This window comes from Mammaliicoccus sp. J-M40, from assembly GCF_022386395.1.
GTDB lineage: Bacteria > Bacillota > Bacilli > Staphylococcales > Staphylococcaceae > Mammaliicoccus > Mammaliicoccus lentus.
The window spans coordinates 20,748-32,636 of sequence record NZ_JAJNIQ010000002.1 but is presented as its reverse complement, the minus strand read 5'-3'; the positions used below and the strand labels follow the sequence as shown (position 1 = coordinate 32,636).

General features: G+C 31.7%; 11 protein-coding genes. 1 reads left to right on the top strand and 10 read right to left on the bottom strand.

Annotated elements, in window-relative coordinates; all coding sequences use genetic code 11:
- Positions 1–5: 5 nt before the first annotated feature.
- The 9 genes from LQ688_RS02740 to adcA all read right to left on the bottom strand — a co-directional run bounded on the left by LQ688_RS02740 (position 6) and on the right by adcA (position 9,258).
- The gene (locus LQ688_RS02740) at positions 6–509 is read right to left on the bottom strand and encodes a hypothetical protein (RefSeq protein ID WP_016998449.1); all 504 of its coding nucleotides are present in this window, start codon (positions 507–509) and stop codon (positions 6–8) included.
- A 13-nt stretch (positions 510–522) separates the two neighbouring features.
- Positions 523–846 carry a PTS cellobiose transporter subunit IIA gene (locus LQ688_RS02735; RefSeq protein ID WP_016998450.1) on the bottom strand — a complete coding sequence of 108 codons (324 nt, stop codon included), beginning with the start codon at positions 844–846 and terminating at the stop codon, positions 523–525.
- Between the two features lie 16 nt (positions 847–862).
- The gene (locus LQ688_RS02730; protein WP_016998451.1) at positions 863–2,854 is read right to left on the bottom strand and encodes a BglG family transcription antiterminator; all 1,992 of its coding nucleotides are present in this window, start codon (positions 2,852–2,854) and stop codon (positions 863–865) included.
- A 35-nt stretch (positions 2,855–2,889) separates the two neighbouring features.
- The gene (locus LQ688_RS02725) at positions 2,890–3,207 is read right to left on the bottom strand and encodes a PTS cellobiose transporter subunit IIB (RefSeq protein ID WP_016998452.1); all 318 of its coding nucleotides are present in this window, start codon (positions 3,205–3,207) and stop codon (positions 2,890–2,892) included.
- A gap of 18 nt (positions 3,208–3,225) precedes the next feature.
- Positions 3,226–4,656 (bottom strand): 6-phospho-beta-glucosidase, encoded by a 1,431-nt coding sequence (locus LQ688_RS02720; protein WP_064204794.1) that lies wholly within the window; start codon positions 4,654–4,656, stop codon positions 3,226–3,228.
- A 295-nt stretch (positions 4,657–4,951) separates the two neighbouring features.
- Entirely contained in the window at positions 4,952–5,866 is a 915-nt protein-coding gene (locus tag LQ688_RS02715; RefSeq protein ID WP_103269252.1) for a DUF7916 family protein, read from the bottom strand.
- Positions 5,867–5,930: 64 nt separating this feature from the next.
- Entirely contained in the window at positions 5,931–6,662 is a 732-nt protein-coding gene (locus LQ688_RS02710) for a class I SAM-dependent DNA methyltransferase (protein ID WP_103269253.1), read from the bottom strand.
- A gap of 108 nt (positions 6,663–6,770) precedes the next feature.
- On the bottom strand, positions 6,771–7,529 hold the full coding sequence (locus tag LQ688_RS02705) for a class I SAM-dependent methyltransferase (protein ID WP_070045469.1): 759 nt from the start codon (positions 7,527–7,529) through the stop codon (positions 6,771–6,773).
- A 133-nt stretch (positions 7,530–7,662) separates the two neighbouring features.
- Positions 7,663–9,258, bottom strand: a complete 1,596-nt coding sequence (adcA, locus tag LQ688_RS02700; protein ID WP_103269254.1) for a zinc ABC transporter substrate-binding lipoprotein AdcA — start codon at positions 9,256–9,258, stop codon at positions 7,663–7,665.
- A gap of 184 nt (positions 9,259–9,442) precedes the next feature.
- Between adcA and LQ688_RS02695 the strand changes: the two genes are divergently transcribed.
- Positions 9,443–10,387: a nucleoside hydrolase gene (locus tag LQ688_RS02695; RefSeq protein WP_070045465.1), complete on the top strand. Its 945-nt coding sequence runs from the start codon at positions 9,443–9,445 to the stop codon at positions 10,385–10,387.
- A gap of 81 nt (positions 10,388–10,468) precedes the next feature.
- Here the strand turns inward: LQ688_RS02695 and melB are convergent, their stop codons facing one another.
- The gene (gene melB / locus LQ688_RS02690) at positions 10,469–11,842 is read right to left on the bottom strand and encodes a melibiose:sodium transporter MelB (protein ID WP_103269255.1); all 1,374 of its coding nucleotides are present in this window, start codon (positions 11,840–11,842) and stop codon (positions 10,469–10,471) included.
- Positions 11,843–11,889: the final 47 nt, after the last annotated feature.

The window sequence follows — 11,889 nt, the reverse complement described above, 5'->3', positions numbered from 1 at the left end:
CTATGTTAATTCATAGCATTTTCAAATTTTTTCAATCGTTTATAGTGCCAATCTTTGTCTTGTCTAATATTGTTTAATCTAAATAAAATAAATCCACTTATTAAAATACCAACTGCTAAAACACAAATAATGAGTAATCTTGATGCGTATTGATTAATCATAAATGGATATAACTGTTCAAACATCGGTGTAAATAAAACAATTGGTATGATCAATAAATTCACGCCAGTTAAAATCCTAAAACAATAAAACGTATACTTAGCATTATTAGAGTGATTTCCATACATTTTCACTTGTTCTGCTACGCTAATTAAAATGATAATCATCATTAGAAGAGGTATAACAAATGTCCATGAACGACTCGTTATAAGATAGAAAAACCAATATAAATTAGAAAAGAAAAATAGTGCTGAAGCGTATCTCACCAATAAGTATCGATTGAAATACATAGACTTTATACTCGTCTCTTTTCTATTCTTTTCAAATGTTGCTTTTGTCTTTTTATTCATTTTCATCCCTCATTTAAGCAGTTTCATTTACTTTTTTATAAAGGTGTAACATTTCAGATGCAACTTCTTTTAAAGTCATCGTCGTCATGAGATGATCTTGTGCGTGAACCATTATTATTTCCATATTGATAGATTCACCAGACGCATACTTCTGTAATAACTCAGTTTGCGATTGATGTGCTAACGTAATCTCTTCATTAGCATCTTCTAACTGTTCAAATGCAATTTCATATTTTTCTTCACGCATATTTTTAAATGCGTCATGTATCGTCGTTCGAGCTGTTCCACTGTGTAAAATAATCTCAAACGCAACTACTTGAATATCTTCCTGTTCCATAAGCTAATCCCCTTTATTAACGATATTGATTTATCATAAAATCTTTAAACATTTGATAAGTTTTACATTCCATCAGCTTCTGTATATTTTCTTCAGAGTCGATCAAATTTACTATGACATCGATAATCGTTTTTAATTCATTATCATTATATTTTGAAGGAGAAAGCATGATGACCACTTTAATGTTCTGATATGCATCATTCCAATATATACCTTCAGGAATAATTGCAACTGCAATACTCGAATAATCTCCTACAGGTTGGGCAGTATGCGGCACTGCTACTGCCTCACTAAATAACACCGTACTTAATTCTTCTCTATAGGCAAGTTGATTTCTCAGCTTACATTCAAAATCTCTATCTTCTTTAATACTTAATTGTTGAATTAGGCGATTATAAATACTTTCTTTGTCTATTGATCCTTCAATATAATTAAATAAATAATCGCTACAATATTGGTCAAAATAATAACTATATTGCTGTAACTGCACGTTATCTTTATCTTCCAATTGATGACTCTGCAATCGTTTCGTGTCTTGCTGTTGAATGTATGTATTAATATTTCTTATATCTACTTCATTTAACAATACATTCACTTGAATGACAGGTACTTTAAATACAATTGTTGATAAATCAATAGAAGATATAATTAAATCTATTGATTCTAGCTTTTTATCCGTTATTTCATAATAACTAATGACATCTACAATGTTCATTTGCATGTTAAATTCTCGTGCAACACGAACTTTTAATACTTGTGCACTTCCATATCCAGTCGCACAAATTATCAATACATTTAATTTTTCTCGCTGTTCATATTTTTCTATAGCTGCTAGTAAGTGAAGCGTTAAATATGCCCACTCGCCATCGCTCACATTTTGGTCCTTTAATTCTTGTAATTGACTAAAATATTGCCTTGTCATTTCAAGTACATCATTATTTTGATTTCGTATATCATTCAAAATAGGATTCTCTAAATGTATTCCATTTTGAACTCGCTTCAAAAGTGGTTCTAAATGAGTAACAAGTCCATATAATAATTGATTGTCTGAAGACATTGGATAGTCGAAATCTGTTTCAATCTCTTTCAAAATCTTTTCAACACGTTTAGATAAATTACTTTGTGAGTGACTTTGTAACTGTTTTGTACCTTTACTCATAATATGCAAACTTATATATTTCGCTTCTTCTTCAGGAAAAGAAATTTGATAAATCCTTTCGACTCTAGAAAGGATTTTTTTAGCTACAATCATCTCTTTTTCTGTTAATACTTCTTCATTAGATGTGATAGTATTTAAAGAATATCCATCCAAAAGCCTTCTAATCATCAAACCTAAATGTAATACTAAGTTTTGCAATATATAATCTGACAAATAAACTTTTGATTCTCTCGTCTCATCCACAACAATGATTGCTAATTCTTCCATATTAATTTGTTGTAAGAGTGGTGTATCTTGAAAATACTTATTTATCGAACTAAAAAAACTATTTCCCAAGAAATAATCCATTATAAAATGTCTTTTATCTCTTTCATCACCTTTTATAACTAGACCGTTTTGCTGTTTACTAACAAGTTCTAAATTATAATGCGCAATTAATTTCTTTATACTTGAAATATCTTGTGAAATAGTAGATCGTGATATATACAATTGATTACTTAATTTCTCAATAGTCATACATTTTTTATTAAAAAGAAGTAAATTCAATATATAATACTGTCGATCTTTTGCATCATTGATATTTTCTTGTTTAGATTCATCTAAAGATAAATATTGTTTTAAAAATTTTTCAAACTCTATCACTAAATCTACCTTTAAAAAGTAACCAAATCCTTGTTTTGAGATAAGTGTGGCACCGTTCTTTTGAACTTCGGGTTTAAGTTGTTTGATGTATTTCCTAACTGTTCTATCTGATATCTCTAACATTGATGCTATTTCTGAACTTTTAACAAACTCATTGCGTCGTTGTGATAAATAACTGAGTATATCTATTTCTCTCTGACTTAGCATAAGCTCCCCTCATTTCATAGAGAATATTATACTGATTATTCTGTTTCTTTTAAAATCAGGTTTGCTAATTTTTCAATCCCCATTGGAATTGGAACATAAGCCTGTGCTGGTATATTAACAACAGGTTTATTTACTTTATCACCTGTTTCTTTTAACTTTTTATAATACATTTTTGTTTGTGGACTGACTAAATATAAATCAAATGATTGCTTTTCAATCATTTTTCCACCTTCATTTGCTGAAATTGCATCCACTTCTATTTCATGACCTTTTTCTTTTAAAAATGTTGTTGTTTTCTTTGCCATCAGTGAAGATGACATTCCTGCTGCACAAATTATTAATACTTTTTTCATATTTATTACCTCCGATTTTTATAAATTTTCACCGTTAGATTGAATGACTTTTTTGTACCAATAGAATGAATCTTTTCTAGACCGCTCTAAAGTTCCATTACCTTCATTATCTTTATCAACATGAATAAATCCATAACGCTTTTTCATTTCTCCAGTTCCTGCAGAAACTAAATCTATACATCCCCATGGTGTATAACCCATTAAGTTCACACCATCTTCTTCAACAGCTTTAATAAATTGTTCTATGTGTGCTTTCAAATATTCTATTCGATAATCATCATGTATTATGCCATCTTCCCCAGCTTCATCAATTGCACCAAAACCATTTTCTACAATAAATAAAGGCAATTGGTACATATCAGTAAACCAGTTCAACGAAAAACGTAACCCCTCTGGATCAATTTGCCATCCCCAGTCAGAAGCTTTTACATATTCATTTCTTACTAAATCTCTCGTTTCAACATAATCATAATATTCGTTAGATTGTTCATGTGAAATTGCAAATGACATATAGTAACTAAAGCCAATATAATCTACAGTTCCTTCCTGTAAATCATTCAAATCTTCTTCTGTAATATCTAAATTAAAAGACTTATTCTTGAAATATTGCTGCATGTGACTTGGATAAGAACCGTGTACATGAACATCTGTAAAATAGTATCTTTTTTGCATAGCTTTTTGAGCCATTAATATATCTTTAGGATTACACGTTGCAGGGTAAATTGGGCACATCGCAATCATACAACCTATTTCGAATTCCGGATTAATATCATGACCAATTTTTACCGCTTTAGCACTTGCAACTAGTTCATAGTGTGAAGCTTGATACATAATCTGTTCTCTATCTTCACCTTCTTTATATCTCACGCCTGAATTTGTAAAAGGCGCAAAATCTTCGTTGTAATTAGCTTGGTTGTTTATTTCATTAAATGTCATCCAATATTTAACTTTATTCTTATAACGTTTAAAACAAACTTCTGCAAAACGAACGAAGAAATCTATTACTTTACGGTTTCGGAAACCACCATATTCTGTTACTAAATGATAAGGCAATTCAAAATGAGAAAGTGTTACGACTGGTTCGATACCGTATTTTAAACATTCGTCAAATAGATCATCATAAAATTGAAGACCTTTCTCATTTGGTTCTAACTCATCACCATTTGGGAATATTCTTGTCCAAGCTATAGATGTTCTAAAACATTTGAAGCCCATTTCACTAAATAATTTAATATCTTCTTTATATCGATGATAAAAATCTATCGCTTCATGGTTCGGGTAATTTTTGCCTTCGATTACACCATTGGTAATTTCTCTATGATGACCATGAGAAGCTGCTGTCATAACATCAGCAACACTAATTCCTTTACCATCTTCTTGCCAAGCACCTTCAAGTTGGTGAGCAGCAACAGCTCCACCCCACAGAAAGTCATCGCGTAATTTAGACATTCATATCTTCCTCCTTGTGAACTTGTTATATTAGATACACTTTTATTGTAAACGTTTACAATTAGGTATAGCATCTTGGATACTTCCGTATTACTCCGGAAGTTATGTATTGAATACGGAAATATAATATTTCGAGAATAACGATGGCCTTATTGTCTTTTCTTGCCAAACGTGTCAATAACGATAAGCTAATTTGCAAGTGGACACCCACGTGCAACGTAGTTTATCCTTATTTCACAAAAAACCACCACTCAATTCTTCTTTAATTGAGTGGTGGTTCGTTTTTATTTTCTTATTAACGATTAATGGATCGTGCTATTCTTGAGACTGTATGTCTTTGTCCTCTTATCGCTTTGCTTAGTGCGTATATGTTTTCGACTGGTGCTAAACCACCGTATCCTGCATCTCCAATATGCTGTATGTCTACGCCTAATGTTTTATTTTTTATAGCCATTTCTTTAATAGTAGATTCATCTGCGCTTTCTTGTGATGTTCCAATGGCACTCATAACAAGCGCTCCGTGTTGATGTGCAACTTTTACTGCTTCACGAACTTCTTCTTCGGACACACCCCAAACTGTTCCTACTGCTGGCACAAGTATGATATCAGCACCCGCTTCTACAAATCGCGTTATAACTTCTAAATCGACTACTGCTTCGTCTACACCTGAACCGTGCATTTTACCCGCTATAATCAATCCATCAAAATGATTTTTTGCTGTTTCAATTGCTTCTAATATATTTAGGTTCGTTACACCTGTAGCTGGATTACCTGTTAAACATACAAAATCAAATCCTAGTTCATTTGCGTGCTTAAATGTTTTTTCTGTTGCTTTTCTACCGTACGATATTTCTAATTTCGATTCGGCCATTTTGGCTTCGTCATCTACAGGTTCTAAGTTAACGCCAATAGGTCTGCCTACTAGATTTTTTAAATCTTTAATTGGCTCTCCGGTACCTTGATATTCTTTGTTATATAATCCCTTTATTTCTGGGTTCACGACATCAAAAGCATTTAATAAAATCATATCCGCACCAAAAGCAGTTGCCATTTCTGCATTTGTAACATCTAGTACAAGCGCTGGATCGTGTACAACAATGTTCTCACTTAACACTGTTCTACCTTCACTAGCTTTAATGCTTTGTTTTAGTTCTTCTTTCGAAAACTTTGAAATATCAGATGCATTAGCACTTATCAAACGTTTTACCACACAATCACCCTTCCGCATTTTATACAGTTTAACGATATATAGAAACACATGGTTAGTCAAATAATTATTGTTTCTTAGCTTTAACCATTAAAAATGGAGGAAATTGCTTTAATTTATTAATTCGTTTCTCATCAAAATATTGAAAAACTTCCTCTGATTGACCTAAATCTTTAACATATTGAATTTCAAGACCATGCTGAATTAAATTATTAAAAATTGTTTCGATTGTATGATGATATTTTTTAACATTTTGATCCAACCAATATGAAGTTCGACTTGTTTCATCAAAGTAATGTTCCATTCTTAAATAAACACCATCACTATCCTCTTTCTTTACTTCCGGATCCATTGTAGCCGTTTGTATAGGATGCTCCATTGTGAATAATAACGTCCCATCTTTATTCAACAATTCACTGATTTTTTGACAACATAAATTAAAGTCTTCTATATAATGTAATACGAGTGACGAGACAACAACATCAAAAGTTTCTTCGCATTTAAAATCCATAAAATTTGTACAATGAAGATCCACTTGTTCAGTGTTAAAATGTTCCCGACATTCGCTTATCATCTTTTGAGACTGATCTATACCTACTACCCTTGCAGGTTCATAATCCAAAATATATTGAATTAAATTCCCCATACCACATCCAATATCTAACACTGCTTTACCTTTTATCACAGGCATAGCACGCTTTACTTCAGGCATCTCGACTACTTCATTGTAACTCAAATCATTTTGTCTTTTTTTCTTATAACTTTCAAAGAAATCAGGATGGTCATATATATTATTCACATTTAAAGCCCCCTTTCAAATATTAATTATAATGGATACACCAATCCCCTCATTATTGATGATTGTAGTCATGATGTGACCAATGATTTCCTTCAAATTCCGGTGTCACTATTTATTAGCAGTAGCTTCAAATGTTATAGTTTGTGTTGAACTTGTAGGATATTTTCCATGTTCATAGTCAGCTGAAATTATTATGTTTTCAAATCCGATATGTTCAAGTATCATTTTAAATTCTTCAATTCCATACCAACGAATCGAAAATTGTTCTAATTCTGTCTGTATCAATTCACCATTACGCCATTTTTCATATCTATTATGAGATGTTGTATGTTGATGGATATAATCAATCTCAATTAATTTACTCTCTAATGTGATTTTTTCGGAATTCTGATTTTCCCAAACTCTAGTTGAGGTATTGTCAACCTTTAAGTCCGTTTGTAAAAATATATCTACAATCAACTTACCACCATCAGTAAGATGATTATAAAAATTATTTAAAGCATTAAAGGAATCTTCTCTTTCATGTAGTAATAAAAATGTTCCTGTAGGCACAATTATGGCTTCATATTCTGCATTTAATAAAAATGATTCCATTTTTCCTTTAAATATCTTAGGATTCAATCCTTGTTTTTCACAGTTTTTTCTACATATTTCTAACATTTCTTCCGAGAAATCCAAGCCAGTAACTTTCAAACCTTCTTCTAAAAGAGGAATGAGTAGCCTCCCAGTACCAACTCCCGGTTCAAGAATAGGTCCCGTACAAGATTTTAATCTATCTTTATAAAATTCTACATCACCAAATGAGTGTCCGATATATTTATCAATATCATAGACTTCTGAAGAAAGTTTACTATAATAACCAAACATACTATCTATCCCCTTTTTGGGTTATTTTACTATTAGTTTAAAACATTATTCTAAACTTGTCACAATATAATCAAATACCAAAAATAAAAAACAGAGAAACCTCAATTCAATAAGGTTTCTCTGCTTTTTGTTATTAATGAGCTAACATTTCTTCTTTAACTTCATCTTTAGACAGTTTTGAAGGGTAATATGTTGGCCAGTTGTCTAATTCTTTTAATACTTTATCTTTGTCATTTCCAGTAAAGATATGGAAGTGAGCTGATTTTTTAGGATAGATATTGTGATCGCTAAATTGTACATATTTAGGTAAGTCATCGTTTGAGTCACCTTTTAATTTAAAGCTATATCTTACGCCTCTATTTCCTTTTTCGTATTTAAGAATGTCGTAACCATCATATTCATATTCACCAGTTGATGTTTTTCCATCTTTAGTGAAACTGATTTGATTACCTTCGATTTTAATGTTTTCTACGTCTGTTTTATATCCTTTGTCATAGTACTCTTTGTATTCTTTAGCTGACATTTTACCGTCTTCAGCTTTATGTTTAAATACTTCATCTAGTGTACCGTCTTTTAAAAGTGGATAAACTGATTGCCAGTCACCTTCGTAATCTGATAGTTCACGATCTTTAACTTGTTTATCTTTGAAGTAGCCATTTTCAATTGCTTTATCGTGTGCTGCTTCTTTTTTCTCGTCTTTAGTTTTAATTTTATCATTTAAAGCTTTCTCGATGTTTTTAATGTTTTCTTTCATAAATGATTGATAAGAAATATCTTTGTCATTTAATTGTTCTTTCGATAATGATTCCATGTTGTTAAATGTAAGTGGTTTAGCATCTGTTTCTTTTCTAATTGTGTCAGTTACTTTTCCTGAAATATTGTTTTCATACAATACATATTTTGCATCTGTATCTCTAATTTCTTTAACAATTTCAGTTAATTCTTTTTGTGACGGATCTTCAGCATTCATACTTTGTACGCCTTTTTGTACGAATCCATAACGATGAGCTAAATAACCCAATGATTCGTGAGAAATGAATACAGTATCTCCCTCATGCCCTTTTGTTGCTTTCTTCATATCTTTATCGATATTTTCTAAATCTTTATTTAATTTTTTGAAATTCTTTTCATATTCATCTTTGTGATCTGGGTCTTTTTTAACTAATTCATCTTTAATACCTTTGATGAAATCTTGGTCTATTTGTGGATCTAACCATACGTGTGGGTCATAACCGCCATGATGATGATGTTCGTGATCGTGTCCTTCATGTTCGTGTTCTTCATGACTTTCACCATGCTCATGGCCGTGCCCTTCATGGTCATGCTCTTCACCATGTTCATGTTGATCAGTTAATAATTCAGATTGATCAATACTATTTTGTAATGATAATTTTTTATCATCTTTCTTAATAGTAGATGCGACTTTTTTCGCAACTGGATCTAAATCGTCACCAGTGTATACGAATAAATCTGCTTTGCTCGCATTTAAAATATCTTTTTGTGTAGGTTCATAACTATGTAAATCCGTACCTGGTGGATAAATAGATTCTACTTCAACATGTTCTCCACCGATTTGTTCAATAAAAGATTTTAGCGGATAAACTGTTGTTTTAATTTGCAATTTATCTGAGTCGCTTTTACTACCTTTGTTACTGTCGCCTTGGTTACATGCAGCAAGTAACATTGCACAGACGAAAATGATTGCAAATAAGCCCGTCCATTTCTTCATCTAAAACACTCCTCTTCAAATAGTAACGTTTACGATTTAAAATTATAAACTTTAATTCACAAAAACACAAGACTACATTTCAAAATAATTACATTTATATATAAAGAAACGTTTACTTTGTTGTAATGTAAACGTTTTAGTATAATAGTGTAGAATCTTTTATAAAGAAGGAAGGGTTAATAAAATGGCAAAAGAAAGAAAAATTATTATGGACTGTGATCCAGGACACGATGATGCTATCGCTCTAATATTAGCAGGTGCTAAAACAAGTCCATTAGACATATTAGCAGTCACAACAGTTGCAGGAAATCAATCAGTCGATAAGAATACAAATAACGCATTAAACGTATTAGATATTATTAATAGAGGAGATATTCCAGTCTCAACAGGTGCTACAAGACCTCTTATTAAAGAAGCAGAGTTTGCTGAAAGTATTCACGGTGAAAGTGGATTAGATGGTCCAGAGTTACCTAAAATACCTAATCTCAAATCAACTGATAAACATGGTGTAGATGTTATTGTGGAAACTGTCTTAAACAGCGATGAAGCTGTTACATTGGTTGCTACTGGCCCACTTACAAACGTAGCAATGGCACTTATTAGAGAACCTAAAATAGCAGAGAACATTGATGAAATCGTAATTATGGGCGGTGGCACATTCGGTAACTGGACACCTACTGCTGAATTTAATATTTGGGTAGATGCAGAAGCAGCTAGAAGAGTTTTTGAAAGTGGTATCCCAGTTGTAGTCTTTGGTTTAGATGCAACACATCAATTATTAGCAGATGATTTAGTTATCGACCGCTTCAGTAAAATAGATAATAAAGTTTCTAATTTCGTTGTAGAATTATTAAAATTCTTTAAATCTACATATAAATCACAATTTGATATGGATGGCGGTCCTATACACGACGCTTGTACAATCTTATATTTATTAAATCCAGAAATATTTGAGTTACAAAAAACATACATCCAAATTGAAAATCAAAGCGAATTAACATACGGTACTATGTCAGTTGATTTAAATGACACATATAATAAAGAAACAAACGCTCTTTTTGCAACAGCTGTTAATCTCGATTTAGCATGGGATTTAATGGATAATACATTAAGAAGTTACTCAGAATAAAATACCTTTATCCAATAAAAACAAGGCTCCCAATCCAAGTAATTGGGAGCCTTGTTCATATTCTCCAAGACATTTCCTATATTATAACTTTCTTTTCTTATTACGAAGGTTTAATACATTTACTACATCTCTTATGTAGTCACCTTTTAAGTTATAACTAAATTTATAAATGATATAACTAGCGATAACACTTATGATTGGCAATGCAATCATAATAAAACGCAATCCATTTTTTGTGTGTTCAGTTTGAACTTCGCCTGGCTGATAACCAAATAAATCTAGTCCCCAGCCTGTAAATAGTGCTGCGACAGCCATTGCTGTTTTCATTAAAAATGTTTGTGTAGATGTAATAACACTTTCATTTCTTTGACCAAATTTCATATCACTATAGTCTATAACGTCTGCTATAGATACTGTAATAATTCCCATAATAAAGCCAGTTCCTATTTTAATAAACGCTGTTCCAACCATAACAGGGATTGCTGCTGTTGGTGCGATATAACCAGCAAATAATATAATAATTAATCCTATAGTTAAAGAAATTGCTGCTATTGGAAATACAGCTTCTCTCGTTAACCATTTAGCAACTTTAGGGAATAGTAACAATGCTATAATTTCCATGAATCCCATCGCATTAAATAATGCGAATAATGCTTTAGATTCTGCTACATAGCTAAAATAATATATAGCCACGTTACCTAGAATTTGCAGACTCAAGAAAAATGTAACTAAAATACCTATATATGCTAACAATTCTTTATTAGTAAATAAAATTCTCCATATGTCTTTAAATCTTAAAGTGATTCCTGTATCTATATTTGTAGGTGCTTCGTATACGTTTCTTACAGTAATTAATATCGCAATGACGAATATGACAGCTATAATAGCTGTCATAACAAAGAATCCTGCAGATTGATCGCCGTTACCAAATATATTGTCAAAATACATTACGATAGCTAGTCCAGCCGTACCGATAAGTAAATTAGCCATACTCGCGAATACACGTGGTATGATTGAAACTTCTTCTCTTTCAACTGGGTTATTCGTTAAATTAGGCAACCAAGACCAATAAGGAACATCCATCATCGTGTATGTCATTCCCCATAAAATATAGAGTATTGATACAAATACATATAAACTTGTTCCAGTTAACCCAAAGTTTGTGAACATAATAACTGTTACAACAGAGTTGATTAACGTACCAATAACTAACCATGGTCTAAATTTACCCCATTTAGTTTTTGTTTTATCTACAATCATTCCCATTACCGGGTCATTAATAGCATCCCAAATACGCGCAACGAAAAATAATGTACCTACGAAACTTGCTGCAATACCTAATACATCGGTGAAGTAAAACATTAAAAATGTTCCTGTAAGGCCAACAACTAAGTCTTTACCAAACGCACCGATACCGAAAGAATATTTTGCTTTACGGGTTACTTGCCTTTCCAAAAAAAGCCCCCCTTGAGTTATAACACCATTTAAAAACGCTTACAAAA

Excerpts from the sequence above, each read along its gene's own strand:
- LQ688_RS02740 (WP_016998449.1), bottom strand. The coding sequence starts at position 509 with ATGAATAAAAAGACAAAAGCAACATTTGAAAAGAATAGAAAAGAGACG.
- LQ688_RS02735 (WP_016998450.1), bottom strand. The coding sequence starts at position 846 with ATGGAACAGGAAGATATTCAAGTAGTTGCGTTTGAGATTATTTTACAC.
- LQ688_RS02730 (WP_016998451.1), bottom strand. The coding sequence starts at position 2,854 with ATGCTAAGTCAGAGAGAAATAGATATACTCAGTTATTTATCACAACGA.
- LQ688_RS02725 (WP_016998452.1), bottom strand. The coding sequence starts at position 3,207 with ATGAAAAAAGTATTAATAATTTGTGCAGCAGGAATGTCATCTTCACTG.
- LQ688_RS02720 (WP_064204794.1), bottom strand. The coding sequence starts at position 4,656 with ATGTCTAAATTACGCGATGACTTTCTGTGGGGTGGAGCTGTTGCTGCT.
- LQ688_RS02705 (WP_070045469.1), bottom strand. The coding sequence starts at position 7,529 with ATGTTTGGTTATTATAGTAAACTTTCTTCAGAAGTCTATGATATTGAT.
- adcA (WP_103269254.1), bottom strand. The coding sequence starts at position 9,258 with ATGAAGAAATGGACGGGCTTATTTGCAATCATTTTCGTCTGTGCAATG.
- LQ688_RS02695 (WP_070045465.1), top strand. The coding sequence starts at position 9,443 with ATGGCAAAAGAAAGAAAAATTATTATGGACTGTGATCCAGGACACGAT.